At 65.2% G+C, this 15,281-nt stretch carries 12 protein-coding genes and 1 pseudogene; 1 reads left to right on the forward strand and 12 read right to left on the reverse strand.

The genetic code is table 11. The features are described 5' to 3' along the window. Nucleotides 1-11: 11 nt before the first annotated feature. The 6 genes and pseudogenes from MMSP_RS16850 to MMSP_RS16875 form a co-directional block, all read right to left on the reverse strand. Nucleotides 12-1,391 (reverse strand): alkaline phosphatase family protein, encoded by a 1,380-nt coding sequence (locus MMSP_RS16850; protein WP_020787612.1) that lies wholly within the window; start codon nucleotides 1,389-1,391, stop codon nucleotides 12-14. Beyond that, nucleotides 1,388-2,506 carry a metabolite traffic protein EboE gene (gene eboE / locus MMSP_RS16855; protein ID WP_020787613.1) on the reverse strand — a complete coding sequence of 373 codons (1,119 nt, stop codon included), beginning with the start codon at nucleotides 2,504-2,506 and terminating at the stop codon, nucleotides 1,388-1,390. Before eboE ends, MMSP_RS16850 begins: the two co-directional genes overlap by 4 nt. Next, on the reverse strand, nucleotides 2,506-3,357 hold the full coding sequence (locus tag MMSP_RS16860; RefSeq protein WP_015355924.1) for a TatD family hydrolase: 852 nt from the start codon (nucleotides 3,355-3,357) through the stop codon (nucleotides 2,506-2,508). Before MMSP_RS16860 ends, eboE begins: the two co-directional genes overlap by 1 nt. Continuing rightward, nucleotides 3,354-4,775: an EboA domain-containing protein gene (locus MMSP_RS16865; protein ID WP_020787614.1), complete on the reverse strand. Its 1,422-nt coding sequence runs from the start codon at nucleotides 4,773-4,775 to the stop codon at nucleotides 3,354-3,356. The genes MMSP_RS16860 and MMSP_RS16865 overlap by 4 nt, the downstream gene beginning before the upstream one ends. Further along, on the reverse strand, nucleotides 4,775-5,560 hold the full coding sequence (locus MMSP_RS16870; RefSeq protein WP_235065781.1) for a transferase: 786 nt from the start codon (nucleotides 5,558-5,560) through the stop codon (nucleotides 4,775-4,777). The genes MMSP_RS16865 and MMSP_RS16870 overlap by 1 nt, the downstream gene beginning before the upstream one ends. Before the next feature lie 54 nt (nucleotides 5,561-5,614). Continuing rightward, nucleotides 5,615-6,841, reverse strand: a pseudogene (locus MMSP_RS16875) (inositol-3-phosphate synthase). 159 nt (nucleotides 6,842-7,000) lie between these two features. Between MMSP_RS16875 and MMSP_RS16880 the strand changes: the two are divergent. Continuing rightward, nucleotides 7,001-7,753 (forward strand): O-methyltransferase, encoded by a 753-nt coding sequence (locus MMSP_RS16880; RefSeq protein WP_020787618.1) that lies wholly within the window; start codon nucleotides 7,001-7,003, stop codon nucleotides 7,751-7,753. A 6-nt stretch (nucleotides 7,754-7,759) separates the two neighbouring features. Here the strand turns inward: MMSP_RS16880 and xerD are convergent, their stop codons facing one another. The 6 genes from xerD to recN all read right to left on the reverse strand — a co-directional run bounded on the left by xerD (nucleotide 7,760) and on the right by recN (nucleotide 15,270). Continuing rightward, on the reverse strand, nucleotides 7,760-8,701 hold the full coding sequence (gene xerD, locus MMSP_RS16885; protein WP_020787619.1) for a site-specific tyrosine recombinase XerD: 942 nt from the start codon (nucleotides 8,699-8,701) through the stop codon (nucleotides 7,760-7,762). Further along, entirely contained in the window at nucleotides 8,698-9,321 is a 624-nt protein-coding gene (locus tag MMSP_RS16890; protein WP_011739798.1) for an NUDIX hydrolase, read from the reverse strand. Before MMSP_RS16890 ends, xerD begins: the two co-directional genes overlap by 4 nt. Next, nucleotides 9,314-11,065 carry a CTP synthase gene (locus MMSP_RS16895; protein ID WP_015355929.1) on the reverse strand — a complete coding sequence of 584 codons (1,752 nt, stop codon included), beginning with the start codon at nucleotides 11,063-11,065 and terminating at the stop codon, nucleotides 9,314-9,316. The genes MMSP_RS16890 and MMSP_RS16895 overlap by 8 nt, the downstream gene beginning before the upstream one ends. 137 nt (nucleotides 11,066-11,202) lie before the next feature. Beyond that, nucleotides 11,203-12,156, reverse strand: a complete 954-nt coding sequence (locus MMSP_RS16900; RefSeq protein ID WP_020787620.1) for a copper transporter — start codon at nucleotides 12,154-12,156, stop codon at nucleotides 11,203-11,205. Nucleotides 12,157-12,177: 21 nt separating this feature from the next. Beyond that, entirely contained in the window at nucleotides 12,178-13,359 is a 1,182-nt protein-coding gene (gene steA, locus MMSP_RS16905) for a putative cytokinetic ring protein SteA (RefSeq protein WP_012394242.1), read from the reverse strand. Nucleotides 13,360-13,524: 165 nt separating this feature from the next. Beyond that, nucleotides 13,525-15,270 carry a DNA repair protein RecN gene (recN, locus tag MMSP_RS16910; protein WP_020787621.1) on the reverse strand — a complete coding sequence of 582 codons (1,746 nt, stop codon included), beginning with the start codon at nucleotides 15,268-15,270 and terminating at the stop codon, nucleotides 13,525-13,527. Between the last annotated feature and the right edge of the window lie 11 nt (nucleotides 15,271-15,281).

The following is a 15,281-nucleotide window of genomic DNA, read 5'->3' on the forward strand; positions in this document are numbered from 1 at the left end:
CGGCCGAGTATCTACGAATCATGGGCGTTGAGAACGAGGTCGCGGATGGCGGTTACCGGCAGCCACCCCGACGTGGCCGCCAACAGTTCCGGGGCAGACGTGATGATCACGGGCCGTTCCTCATCAGAGTCGGGAAGTCTTCCGTGGGTGCCTCCCACCGCGGCACCGTTGAGGGCGATGACGTTCATGGTGTAGCGAAGCCCCAGCCACTTCTTGGCGAGTGCGGCGGCAGCCTTGGCCTTGGCGGCCCGATCATCGGGGTTCATCAACAGCTCGGCGGGGTCATAGCCAGGCTTGCGGTGAATGTCCACGCAGGGCGCGAACTCCGGGGCCCGATCATCATCGAGCCAGTAGTAGTAGGTAAACCACGCCGCAGGTTCGGCGACAGCCACCAACTCTCCGGCCCGGGGGTGATCAATCGACCACGCCTGCTGCTTGCTTCGATCCAGCACGTCGTCCACCCCGTCCAGCCGTTTGATCAGGCTGGCCACTGTGGCGATATCGGACTCATCGCGCACATACACGTGCGCCGCTTGATGGTCGGCCACCGCAAAAGCTCGCGAGGTCCAAGAATCCAGGTACTCGCGGCCCTGCTGGGTGTAGACCCTCAGATACCCCTCGGTCCTGAGCATCCGATTGATGTCCACCGGCCGCTGCGCCGCAGAGATCCCGTACTCGGAGACGACGATGGTCGTCAGGTCATGCTCCGCGGCGTAGCCCAGCAATGGCCCCAACGCCGTGTCGACATCGGCTGCCGCTGTGCTCGCGGCGGCCGAGTGCGGGCCGTAGCGTTGAAAGTCGTAGTCCAGATGCGGAATATAGGCGGTGAGCAAGGTGGGTGAATAGCGCTGCAGAATCTCTATCGACGCATCCACCAGCCAGCGTGACGACGTGATGTTGGCGGTCGGACCCCAATACTGGAACAGCGGAAACATCCCCAGCTTGTCGGTCAAGATGTCGTGCAGGTCCGACGGGACGACATAGCAATCCGGGGACTTGCGTCCATCCTGGTGATACACCGGCCGCGGCGTCACGATCACATCGTTGCTGGCATTCATCGCATACCACCACCCGACGTTCGCCGAAGTGTATCCAGTGAAACGACTGGCCGCGGTCTCCCAAATCTTCTCCCCCGCAACCAGCTTATTGCTCTGGCGCCACAGCAGAACTTCGCCCAGTTCACGGAAGTACCAGCCGTTGCCGACAATTCCATGCTGATTGGGCATCAAGCCGGTGACCATCGACGACTGCACCGAACAGGTGACCGCCGGAAACACCGGGTCCAGATGGCGCATCGCACCCCGAGCCGCCAACGCGGCGAGATTGGGCATGTTCGGCAGCAGCGGCTCGGTGAGCCCCACCACGTTGATCAGCAGTACCCGTTGAGTCACGCCGGATCCCCTACCCGCAAAAGCTGGTCAAGCCAGCCGATCTCGCCGGCGATGTCTTCGGCCAGGCTGGCTTTGCGAAGCGACGCCGGAAGCACCTCCCAGGTATAGGTCTCGACCTCCACGTCGGCCCTCCCTGACAGCGTCCCGTTACTGAACATGGTCATCACCTCGGCCAGGATGTGTGAGGTGGTGCGCAGCGGCGCGGGCGGGTCGAGATGAAGCGGAACGTGGTAGTGCACCCTGGCACTACCCGATCTTGGTATCGACGGGTCCGCGAACGAAAGGTCATCACGAAACCACGGTTGCCCATCACCGGTGACACCGTTGACCTGGTGCAGGTACGGCGACCCCGACAACTCGGCAAAGGCTTGCCCCACACGCTCGTCTGCGAGGTCATCAATCTGGATTGCGTTGGATGCCTGGATCTTTACCACCTCGACTCCGATTCCGGCCAGCCCGCTCACTACCTCGCCCGGGGTCTCGTGCATCACGGCCAGGTGGCAGGTGTCCAAGCACAGACCCAGGTATCGGGGGTCCAGGTTGGCCCGGCCAAACCACTCGATTGCGTCCCGACAAGATCCGATGACGCAGCCCGGCTCTGGTTCGATAGCCAACCGGATCCGGCGCCCGGTGTGCTCTTCGATTTGCCGCAGCTCATCGCCGAGCGCCGACAAGTTGCGCAGCGCCGCCGCTTCGGACTCATCGCTCCACTGCTCAGCCCAGCCCAACGGCAGCGTCGAAATGGTGCCATGGTCCGTGTCGCCGAGTAGCTCGCTGAGCACCTCGGCACAGCAGCGCGTGTAGGCAATGCGTTCTGGCGTCGTCCAATCCGGCCGATACACGGCGTGCTTCACCGAGGTTCCGTGGAAGGAGCCATAGGGAAAGGCATTCATGGTCACCACAGCGAGCCCATGGTGCGCCAGAATCGCCGCCAGCCGACGGCGCGCGGCGGGGTCATCGGCCAGGCCGGCCATGGTGCGGGCGGGTAACCATAGCCCCACGCCCAGCGTTTCGACGCCGGCGAGTTCGCGTGCCGGCGCAAACACCGTTGCCAGCCGCTGTTCTAGTGCTGATATGTTCTCCGCTGCAACAACATTGCTGCAGTAGGACAACATCACGGCTTTTCCCCACGATTGATGGTGTTGCCGGCAAACGCCGCCTCCTGCTCATCACTGAGCAAGCGAAGCTGTCCGCTCTGGCTGTAGAACTCGACGGGATTGCGCCACAGCACCCGGTCGACGTCGTCGTCGGTGAAGCCCGCGGTCAGCATCGCCTGCGCGGTCTTGGCCGTCTTGAGCGGATCGGATCGCCCCCAATCCGCGGCTGAGTTGACGATCATCCGGTCCAGTCCAAACCGCTGCATCAGCACGACCATCCGTGCTTCGTCCATCTTGGTATCCGGATAGATGGAGAAGCCCATCCAACAACCGCTGTCGCGCGCGGGTTCAATGGTCACCTCATTGAGGTGGTCCAGCAGTACCAGGCCAGGGTCGATCCCTACCCGATCGGCCACTTCGATGCTGGCCAAAGTGCCGCCGAGCTTGTCGCGGTGAGGAGTGTGAACGAGCGCAGGAAGACCACGTTCGGCCGCCATCTCCAACTGTGTCTCGAATACCGCCGTTTCCTCCGGGGTCATCGAGTCGTAGCCGATCTCACCGACGGCAACAACCCCACTCTTCGACAGGTACCGCGGGATCTGATCAAGCACCTCCCGACATCGACTGTCGTTGGCTTCCTTGGGATTGAGCGCGATGGTGCAGTTGTGGGCAATCCCGAACTGTGATGCCCGGTAGCGTTCCCAGCCGATGAGGCTGTCGAAATAGTCGATGAATGAGGACGGGCCGGTGCGAGGTTGCCCCAGCCAGAAGGCCGGTTCGACGACCGCGCGCACACCCGCTCGATGCATCGCTTCATAGTCGTCTGTGGTGCGTGATGTCATGTGGATGTGCGGGTCGAAGATCCTCACTTCAAAGCCTCCGCTTCGGTAGCACACAATCGTTGCAGCAGCTGGGCATCGGCCGGGATCATTCGGCCGGCCGCAGCGCGTTCACTTGCGTAATCCGTAGCCATGCGACCCAACTCGGTGTCAGCGCGACTGCGCAAGCCCGATACGCCGCGCAGTGGGACACCCATGAAGACCAACTTCATCACTCCGTCACGCCACCTGTGCTGGGCCAGGAATCGGGCGCCGAACCCGCCGAGCGCCGCGGCGACCAGGCGCGGATCGTTGCACCGCAGGGCATCTTCGGCGAGGCCCACACCGACCCTGGTCGCGTCGGGCCCCAGCGTCTCCTCCGATGCCGCAGTCTCGAGACCGCAGAAGACGCCGAGGCGCTCGTCGCTATCGCCCCACCGGTATAACTTGTCGATCAGCGGGCCCGCGGTGACGTCCGGGGTTTCGGCCACCAGAGTGGCAACCAGTCGCCCGCGCGCCAAGACAGTAGCCTCATCCGAGGAGGCCGGCATCTGGCACTGCGCGCCGGAGAAGAGCTCCAGAACCTTCTCGGGGTCCCGCCGTAGCACCGCGGCGGCCTCCGCGATCCACGTGCAAACCTGCAGGGGCAGCTGGGCAAGCTTGATCGAATTCATGCTGCGGCGCGCCACCTTGGGTGCGTCATGGGCGTGTCGGGGCAGCTCGACGGAAGCCACCCCGGCGAAGCCCGCGACCTGCAGAGCGTCCATCACCGCACCTAGATCCAGTGCGCCGTAACCGAATTCGAGGTGTTCATGTTTGAGCGGTGTCATGTCGTCCAGGTGGACGTTGACCAGCTTGTCCCCCAGTTCCGCGATTGCCGCCTCGGCCCCGGCGGGCTCGGTCATCACGCAGTGTCCGACGTCGAGCGTGATGCCAAGTCGCGCAGGATCACCCAACTCGCTGCACAGCCCCAGCGCCTGTTGGGCGGTTTCCACAAACATGCCCGGTTCGGGCTCGAAGCCCAGCATGACCGACTTGCGGTCTGCGTACTCCACCAGGCGAGAGAGCCTGCTGAGCAAGAGGTCACGCGTGGTGGCGGCGTCACTGTAGCTGACCGAATATCCTGACCATAGCGATACGCAGGTTGCCCCCAGTTCGGCAGCGATATCGATTGCCCGCTGTAAGAACTCGATGCGCGGCTGCGCGGCGACATCGACCAGTGACGGTTTGTGTTTGTTGTGCGGATCCAGCAGATAGCGGGCGCCCGTCTCGATTGCCACCGTCAATCCGTATGTGTCCAGCAGGCAACCCAGTGCATCGAGTTGCGCGCCGAGATCGGAGTCCATAGGCCGCACGTGCGGATAGCCAACGGTCAAGGCGACGGCGCTGTAACCCTCTTCGGCGATCAAAGCAAGCGCTTCAGCAATCGGATGATCAGCCAAGCTATTGGTGTTGTAGCCAACGTGCATCAGGTCACCTCGGTGGGTTTCGGCGCAGAAACTTTCAGCCGCAGGCCAATAGCAAGACCGCACAGCGCAAGCATGGTGCGCGACCGCGGTGAGCGCGCGGCCAGCATGGCCTGTACCGCGATCATCGAGGCGATTCCGCTACGTACCGCGCTGCGAATCGCCTCAGCGGTGGGTTGCTGCCACGCGTTCCACAACCCGGGCCCGAATGCCCAGGAGTAGACCGCAACCGGCAGCGCCACGCGGTATCCAGCTGGCCCATCGGCTGTGGCGGCAACGGCCGATGTCGCCACCGCCGCAGCGGCACCTCCTACCAGAGCCGGCATGCGGCGGTCGGATCCCGTTACCTCGCTGCGGGATAGCACCGTGATCGCGGTGGTGTGTAGGCCGATGACCGAGGCGGGAATCAGGGCGCGGCGATAATGTGGGGCGGCGCCAAGCATGACATCGAAGAACCGGCAGCCCGACATCACCAGGGGCCCGGCCGCGGTGTCCTTGGCAGCCACGTCGTAGGCCACCACACACAGCGTGATGCGGCCCGCGGCGGCCAGGCCCCGGCGGCCTCCCGCCGCCGCCGCCGCGGCGACTCCGGCGGCGGCCAAGATGGTGGCCGCCGACAGCGCCGCCGCGGGTGACACGTCGCCGGAGGGAATCGGACGCTCGGGACGCTCAACGGCGTCACGCTTGCGCCATCCCGCTCCAATACAACAGGGCGGATGCCAGCGGTAGCGCCAGGCGCCGTCCTCCCAACGGGCGTCCTGACCACATCGCGCCAACGACGCTGTCACCGAGAACGGTAAGTGCAGCAGGCGCCCTCATCAGGTCGAGGTACGCCTTGGGTTTCACAGCTCAGCTGAATCCGGTGTCGAGAAGGAGTTGGCCCACTGGTGCAGTGCTTCGTACTGCGCCGCCAGGGAGTGCGTCGAGGATCCCCACGGCTCCTTGAAAAAGAAGCCGAGCTCCCCCACCACGCCCTGCGCGCCTCGCATTCGGGCCATCGACAGAAGTCGTGCCACGTCGAGAACCAGCGGCGCAGCCAACGCGGAATCCGGTGCAGACCAGGTAGTTTACAGCGTGATCTGGCCGCCCAGAAATCCCGTTGCATGGATGAAGTCCCACGCAACCTTGGTTTCCCCCAGATCGGGCACGTAGTCGATGTGCAGCGGAGCGGTGACATGGCCGCCGAGCATCTGCTGGATGCCGCGCTGCTTGCTGGCGAGCTTGGACTGCACCGCGACCGGGTCGGCCAAGGTGGCGCCGTCACCGCCCCCCAGCAAGTTCGACCCGGCCCATGAGTGAACGTTCATCGCGCGGCTGGCAAACATCGGCGCCAACACCGTGCGCAGCAAGGTCTGGCCTGTCTTGGCATCCTGACCCGCGTAGCTGATGTCAGCCTCGGCAGCGAGTTGGCGCAGCGCGGGGATACCCAAAGACGGCGACGGCGTGAAACAGGCATAGGCGGCACCGGTACGTATCGCGGCCAGCGCCGTCAGCGCACTCGCCGGCAGCAGCGCTCGGTTCTTCTCGCCCAGCGCCAGACGCAACAGTTGCGGGTCGCGATACTCCGGTAGATCGGCAACCGGCGGCTGGGTCGACGCGACATCGATGACAACCAAACCATCCAAACCATGACGCGAAACGAACGAGGCCATCGCATCGCAGAGCCGGTCGATCAGTTCGGCTTGGGTGCTCGCACCCGCACTGCAGGGATCCGGCGTGGCCACACAAGAAGGACCCACGATCTCGTCGTCGGCGGCTGCCAACCGATCGGAGAGTGTGGCCACCACCTGGTGCGGCAGAAGTCCGGCTTCAACCAGGGTTTCCGCGCGTTTGACCAACGAGGTGGTGGACAGGTCTCGTCCGCCCACCACAAAATCGGAGTAGTTCGGCAGCGGCACGTCGGCAAAGTCGGCATTCGAAGTCACACAACCGGTTTCAGATACCAGACCCGCGCTCAGCGCATACAAACCGACGATCGACGTAGTTGCCACCGACCCCCGGGCGCCGCTGAGCCACAGACCGCAGCGCTGGCCTGCGGTTGCCTCGGATCTGGCGCGATCGCGATTCATAGCCGTGCTCACTTGTTCGACAATTTCTTGAAAATTTGGCGTGTCAAACTAGCTTTTCCAAACAATTGATGCTAACACCGCGCAGGTCGAACGTGCCTGGTCAAATGGCGCGCGATGTGACGAAATCAACTGGCCCACGAAAGCGGTAGCGTGGACTCGATGAGGCTCAACGCACGCTTCGCTCCGTTGCGGTGGTCGGTATTGCGCCTGGCGCTGGCATTTCGCACCCTGCTCAGAACGGGCCAGGTCGGCGACGGCCGCGAGGCCGCGGCTGTCGACTATGTGCTCGCGCATGCCCGCGCCGGCGATATCGACGACGTGCTGGCCACCATCGACAAGTTCGCCTACGAAAAGTCCATCCTGGTCAACGTCGGCGACGAGAAGGGACTACTACTCGATGCCGCGGTGCGGCGCGCCGATCCGGCACTGGCGCTGGAGCTGGGTACCTACTGCGGGTATGGCGCGCTGCGGATCGCGCGGGCCGCACCGCAGGCCAAGGTGTACTCCGTCGAACTCGCCGAAGCCAACGCCGCCAACGCCCGGCAGATCTGGGCTCATGCCGGCGTTGCCGATCGCGTGACATGTGTCGTGGGCACCATTGGCGACGGCGGACGCACCCTGGACGCACTCGCGACCGAGCACGGATTCGCCCCCGGTGCGCTCGATTTCGTCTTTGTCGATCACGACAAGAAGGCCTACCTCGACGACCTGCAAAGCATCCTGGACCGGGAGTGGCTGCATCGGGGCTCGATCGTGGTGGCCGACAACGTCAAGGTGCCCGGCGCTCCCGAGTACCACGAATACATGCGGCACCATCAGGGCACGCTATGGGACACCACCGAGCACAAGACCCACCTCGAGTACCAGACCCTGGTATCGGATCTGGTGCTCGAATCCGACTACTTGGGGTGACTGGCGCTAGGTGGCCCGGGGGTGCGCGCCCGCCCACACTTCGCGCAGCGCGTGCACGGTGACCAGCGTGTAGATCTGCGTCGTTGTCACCGAGGCATGATCCAGAAGCTCCTGCACCACCCGGACATCCGCGCCGCCTTCCAGCAGATGAGTCGCAAACGAATGGCGCAGCATGTGCGGCGATACCCCCGAGGTGATGCCGGCACGTTCGGCCGCATCCTGCAACACCTTCCAAGCGCTTTGGCGCGACAGGCGACCGCCGCGCGCGTTGAGGAAAATCGCCGGGGTGCCGCGGCCACGGCGGGCGAGCTCCGGACGTCCGCGCACCAGATAGGCGTCCAAGGCTTGTACCGCGGGACGCCCCACCGGCACCAGCCGCTGCTTACCGCCCTTGCCCTGTAACAACACCGTCCTGGCCTGCGTATCGATATCGTCGACATCGAGTCCGACCGCCTCGGAGATCCGAGACCCGGTGGAATACAACAGCTCCAGCAATGCCCGGTTGCGCAGCGTCAGCGGGCCGTCCGCCGGATTGTCGCCACCGGCACCTTCGAGCAGGGCCAGCACCTCATCGATGGTCAGACTCTTGGGCAGCCTTCGGCCCGGTGTGGGCGGACGCACGGCGCGCGCCACATCCAGCGCGGCCAGTCCCTCCGCGGCCGCGAACCGATGCAACCCGCGCACCGCAATCAGCGCTCGGGCCGCCGACACCGCCGACAGCCCGAGCACTCCGGATTCGGGATCTCCCCGTCGCAGGGCGACCAGGAACTCGCTCACATCGTCCTCGCCCACCTTGGCTAAATCGGTGATCCCCCGATCTTCGAGGTGCTTGGAGTAGCGGCGCAGGTCCCGCCGGTAGGAGCTCAACGTGTTGGCGGCAACGCCACGTTCGATCGCTAAATGGTCGAGATAACCCTGCAACTGCGTGTCCAGGGTCAGGGTGCTCACCGCGAGTTCTTCCGCGCCATGAACGCCGTCGGTCTGTCGATCCAGGGACTGTCCAGCGGGCGCGGCTGGGCCAGCCCGGTGGAGATGGAGTGGGCGGCCAAGACGCCGGCCACCGCGATGGCGTTGACGATCTCGCCGGTGAACACCTTGCTCACCGCCTCGGTGAGGGGAAACCACCGCACCGTCATATCGGCTTCTTCGTGATGCCCCTCGGGCTGCTCGACTTCGCTGAGCCCGGTGGCCAGATAGACCCGCACCGACTCGTCGCTGAATCCGGGCGCGGAGTCCAGGTCGATGAGCACCTGCCAGTGCTCGGCCTGCAGACCCGCCTCCTCATGCAGTTCTCGCGCCGCGGTGACATGGGAGGGTTCTCCCGCGGCATCGCGCAGCCCGGCGGGAAGTTCCAGCAGCCGCCGCCCGAACGCGTGGCGGTACTGGTAGACCATCGGGATATTGCCGTTGTCATCCATCGCGACGATGGCAACCGCTCCGTAATGCTCGATGACTTCACGCACGGCAGTGGTGTCACCGGGCATCCGCACCCGATCTCGACGCAGCGCGAAAATGGCCCCCGTATATAAGGTTTCGGACGAGATCGTCTCGAAGTCGTGCTCAGCCACGGTTTGCGGGCTCAGGTATCGACTGCCCGACCTGATCGCGCCCCTCAGCGCCGTTGGAAACCCGCTCGGGCATCTCCACCGGCAGCAGCTCGCCCTCTTTGTAGTCGATAGCCGCCTTGACGAACGCGGCGAACAGCGGATGCGGCCGGGTAGGCCGGCTCTTCAGCTCGGGGTGAGCCTGGGTGCCCACCACGAACGGGTGTTGCTCGGGCGGATATTCGACGAACTCCACCAAGTGGCCGTCAGGTGAGGTCCCCGAGAAGCGCAGCCCACTTTCGGCAATCCGCTCCCGGTAGGCATTGTTGACCTCGTAGCGGTGCCGGTGCCGTTCGGACACCTTGGTCGATTGATATGCCTCGGCCACAATGGAACCCGATTCCAATACGGCGGGATAGGCACCGAGCCGCATGGTGCCGCCCAGATCGGCCTGGCCGGACACGATGTGTTCCTGATCGGCCATCGTGGAGATCACCGGGTCGGGTGTACCGGGTTCGAACTCGGCCGAATTGGCCTCGGTCAGCCCCACCGAACGGGCGGCTTCGATCACAATGCACTGCAGCCCCAGGCAGAGCCCGAACACCGGCAAACCGCGCGACCGCGCGTAGCTGATGGCGCTGATCTTGCCCTCGATGCCCCGGATACCGAACCCGCCGGGAATCAGTACCCCGTGGACGTCGCCCAAGGCGCTGGCGACGCCGCCGTCGGTCTGGCAGTCGTCGGAGCCCACCCAGCTGATTTCGACCTTGGCCCGATGTTTGAATCCGCCGGCCCGTATTGCCTCGATGACCGACAGGTAAGCGTCGGAAAGCTCAACGTATTTACCCACCAGAGCAATTCGAACCGTTTCCTTTGGTTCGTGCACCCGGCGCAGCAAGTCGTCCCACTCGGTCCAGTCGACGTCGCGGAAGGGCAGGTTGAGCCGGCGCACCACGAACGCGTCGAGTTCCTCGCGATGCAACACCTTGGGGATGTCGTAGATCGAGGGCGCGTCCGGGGTGGAGATGATGCCGTCGATGTCCACGTCGCACATCAGGGCGATCTTGTTCTTAAGCGCTTCGGGAACATCACGGTCACAGCGCAGGATGAGTGCGTCCGGAGTGATACCGATGCTGCGCAGTGCGGCCACCGAGTGCTGGGTCGGCTTGGTCTTGAGCTCCCCCGAGGGGGCCAGGTACGGGACCAACGACACATGGAGAAAGAAGACGTTCTCGCGCCCCAGGTCGTGGCGCACCTGGCGGGCGGCCTCGAGGAATGGCTGAGATTCGATATCGCCTACCGTGCCGCCGATTTCGGTGATGACGACATCGGGGCGGCGGCCGTCCGCGTTGGGCTCGGCCATCGCCATGATGCGCCGCTTGATCTCGTCGGTGATGTGCGGGATCACCTGAACCGTGTCGCCGAGGTACTCGCCACGGCGCTCCTTGGCGATCACCGTCGAATAGACCTGCCCGGTGGTGACATTCGCCGACCCGGACAGGTCTCGATCCAGGAATCGCTCATAGTGGCCGACGTCGAGGTCGGTTTCGGCGCCGTCTTCGGTGACGAAGACTTCACCGTGCTGGAACGGGTTCATGGTGCCCGGATCGACATTGAGATACGGGTCGAGCTTCTGCATGGTCACCCGCAGACCGCGGGCGGTCAGCAACTGACCGAGGCTGCTTGCCGTCAGTCCTTTGCCGAGTGAAGAAGCGACACCACCGCTGACGAAGAGGTGCTTAGTAGCGGTTTGCGGATGCCTACGCAAGTGAGCGACCTCCGTGAAGACGGGCAGGGTTTGAATTCTTCGGACATTCCTAGCCGCAACCAGCTAGGCCTGCCGACCCACGGAAACCCACCCTAACATCCGCAGCGCCAGCCCGCGGATAACACGCCCGAGTGGAGTTACTGAGCGACCGTGACCGACGTCGCACCGTGGCCGGTGCCGTACTGCCCCGGATGACCGCCGTTGATGAGATCGTGCAGGGCAAGGATCGTGGTGATCCGCCCGGGGGCAGCGTCTACATCGTCGACCGTGCTGATGGTGGCCGCCATCCCGGCATCGGCCCGGGCCACCGCGACGGCCGCGGCGCCGGTCGAGGAGCCGTCCCGACCGGCGAGCACGGTGCCGGACCCGTGCGGCGCCAGCGCCGCGGCGAATCGCGCCACGCTGGCGCCCTGGTTGCCGGCATCGGCGGGCAGCGCGCCGCCGGTGATCACGATGGCGGCGTTTGCTGCGCCGATGTGATCGCTGGGCTGATAGGTGATGAAGCCGGTTTCCCGCAGGGCGCCCAGCACGGTGTCGCGCTGGGCGTCGTCCACTCCCGGGCCCGCCGCCGGGTCCGGTTTGGCACTGGTCAGCAGGGCGATCCCGAGCAAGTCCCCGGCCTGCGATCCCTGGTCGACGAGCTTGGTGCTCAGTTGCGTGCCGGGCGGCAGGACGGTCGAGTCCACCACCGAGCGCAGCTTCTCCGCGGAGTTGGCTTCGACGAACTCCTGGGTCAGCGACACGGTTCCGGGCACCGAGCCCCCGGCCTGCGCGACGATCTTTGTCACCGCGGCGACGTCGTCGTCACTGGCATCCGGAGTCCGGAAGATGATCACCGATTTCCCGGCAAGAGCGTCATGGACGATGCGGCCCAGCATCTGATTATCGAAATCGTTTGCTGCGCTAAGTTTCTCGTTGAGAGCGTTGCACTGATCATTGAGAGTGCCGATATGCGTATAGAGATCGCGCTTCTCGTTACGCAGACTCGACAGCAAGGTGTCCGAGAAGAAGCCCGAACCCAGCACCACCCCGATCGCCAGTGCCAGAAAGACAGCCGCCAGCGAGATCGCGTGTTGGCGTAACGAGATCATAGAAGCACCGTCCTCGAAAAGTTAGGTGACCAGGTGCTGCACCCAAAGGGAGAAGCGGTTCCAGTAGTCGACGATCCAGTGCACCACCACCCCATCGGTGCGTGACACCCACAAGACAACGATGATGGCGATCAGCATCGTCAGGGCCAACAACGCAATCGCCCCGGCCGAAATGTGGTTGCGGTACAGCGTTGCGACGGCTTTGGCGTCAACCAGCTTCTCCCCCACCCGCAGCCGGGTCAGGAAGGTCGACGGGTTGCTCTGCACCCGGGTGCGGTCGAAGAACGTCTCGATGTTGGCGTTGTGACCGGCGGTGACCAGCAGCGCCGCGCCGTGGTGATCGGCTAGCAGCAGCGCCAGATCGGTGGCCGAGCCGGCGGCGGGAAATGTCATCGCACCGACCCCGAGATCCTGGATCCGCTCGAGCCCCGGGGCGTGGCCGTCCGCATCGGCGGGCAACACCACCTGGGCACCGCACTTGAGCACCTCGGTGCTGATCTGGTCGGGGTCGCCGACGATGAGCTGCGGCCGGTAGCCCGCCTTGCGCAACACGTCAGCGCCGGTGCCGACACCGACCAGAACAGGCTGGTACTCCTTGATGAACGGCTTCAAAGACTTCAGATCATCGGCGGCGCTCGGCTCTTCGGCGACGATCACCACGTGCCGGCGGCGCATGTCGACGTCGATATCGGGAATGCCGATTCCGTCGATCAACAACGGGCTTTCGCTGCGGATGAACTCAATTGTGTTGCCGGCGAACGCCTCCAGGTGGGCAGCCAGTCCGCTCTTGGCCTCCCGCATCAGATCGGCAATGTCATGATCGGTGCGCTCGGTGCCGCGGATCAGCCGCCGGTCACCCGAGTACACGCCGCCCTCGTAGAGGCGGACCTTGGACCCGTCCTTGACCTTCTTGAAGATCTCCGGCCCGGTCTCGTCGATGAGGGTGACGCCGTTGTTGACCAACACCTCGGGGCCCAGGTTGGGATAGCGGCCCGAGACCGACGACGAAGCGTTGACGACGGCGGCCACACCGGATTCCACCAGCGCGTCTGCGGTAATGCGGTCCAGGTCCAGCGCATCGAGGACCACGATGTCACCGGGACACACCCTGCGCAGCAGTCGGTCGATATTCCGATCAACCCGGGCGGTGCCGATCAAGCCGGGCCGAGCGGTGTTACGGGACAGAAGCGCAGACATCTTCATGGGGGCGATTCTGTCGGTGAAGCGCGGCCTAGGCGGGGAGGCGCGCCGTAACATCAGCCCCATAAGTTATATGTCGTCACACCTGTCACAACCCCATTGCGGGGTTGTTCGCCGAATTGTTGCCGTACTTCAACAAGACAGCGACGCGCGCTAACTAATCGCCGGCTAATCCTTGTCGTTCCGCGCGGTATCGAGCAGCTCACGGGCATGCGCACGACCGCTGTCGGACTCCCCGAGCCCGGCCAGCATCCGGGCCAGCTCGCCGACGCGCTCATCGTCGGAGAGCCGCCGCACCTCGCTGGCACCGCCCTTGGTGCAGTGCACCATCAGATGCACGTCGGCGTACGCGGCGACCTGCGGCAGGTGCGTGACGACGATGACCTGATGAGTGCGCGCCAGCCGCGCCAGGCGGCGCCCGATCTGGACTGCCGCCCAGCCGCCGACGCCGGCGTCGACCTCGTCGAAAACCATCGTGGCGCCGGCCGCCGATGCCGCCAGCACGACCTCGAGCGCCAGCATCACCCGGGACAGCTCGCCGCCGGACGCGCTCTTGGCCAGCGGCAGCACCGTCATTCCACGGTGCGCCGCGAAGCCGAATTCGACCAGGTCGACGCCGTCACCACCGGCGCGCACCCGCTCACCGGTCGGCAAGGTCAACGCGGCGGCATCGTCCTCGTCAGCCACCTCGACGCCGACGGCGATGGTGAATTCGGCATCGGCCATCGCCAAAGCGGACAGCTCGGCGGTGACCTCCTTGGCCAGCCGCTTGGCCGCCTTGGCCCGCGTCTTGCTGAGCTCGGCCGCCGCCTGCGCGACTTCATGCTCCAGCTCGCCGGCACGGCGTTGCAGCGCTGCCAGACCTTCCTCGGACACGTCGAGTGCGGCCAGCCGGGCGCGTGAGTCCTGCGCCCACGCCAAGACCCCGTCGATGTCGGCGGCATACTTGCGGGTCAGCGTGCGCAATTGCGCTTGGCGAGCCAGCTTGGTGTCCAAAGCGCTGGCGTCGGCCGGTAGGGCATCCACATAGGAGCCGAGTTCCCCGGCCGCATCGGAGACCACCGCCAGCGCGTCGCTGACCTGCTTGGCCAGGGCCTGCAGGGTGGCGTCGTCGCTGGATTCCAGGGCCGCTCGGGCCCGGCCCAGACACTCGGCGGCACCGGTCCCGAATGCTTCTTCCGATGCGCCCGACAACGCGGCGCGCGCCGCCGACGCGGCCTCGCGCAGGGTGTCCAGCTCGGAGAGCCGCGCGATGTCGGCCACCAACGCGTCGTCTTCCCCGGGCTGCGGGTCGACGGTGTCGATCTCGTCGAGCGCAAACTGCAGCCGATCCGCCTCCTGGGCCAGCTCTCGGGCCCGGTTGCGGCGGTCCAGCAGATCGCGTCGTGCCGACAGCCAGGTGTCACGCAGCTTGCGGTAGCGCTGTAGTGCGCTGGCGCTGGTCGCAAAGCGGTCCAACGCCCCGCGCTGTTCCTCGGGCCTCATCAGCCGCAGCTGGTCGTTCTGCCCATGCAGGGCGAGGAGTTCGTTGGTGAAATTGCTTAACGACTTGGCCGGCACGCTGCGCCCGCCCAGATACGCCCGCGAGGGACCGGAGCTGCTGACCGACCGCAGCGCGATCACGCTGCCGTCCTCGTCACGATCTGCCCCCGACGCGTCGAGCATGTGATCCAGGTGTGCGGTCGCGCTCTGGTCGAGATCGACGGTGGTGAAACGGCCCTCGACGATCGCGCGGTCAGCACCCGAGCGAACCCGGTTGGCGTCGGCGCGGGCACCGCCGAGCAGGTGCAGTCCGGTGACCACCATCGTCTTGCCGGTGCCTGTCTCGCCGGTCAGCACGGTCAGGCCACGATCGAACTCCGCGGTCGCGGCGCTGATGGCGCCAAGCGATTCAATTCGTATCTCGGTCAGCACAGGTGCGAGCC

The organism is Mycobacterium sp. 012931, assembly GCF_000419295.1.
Lineage (GTDB): Bacteria > Actinomycetota > Actinomycetes > Mycobacteriales > Mycobacteriaceae > Mycobacterium > Mycobacterium marinum.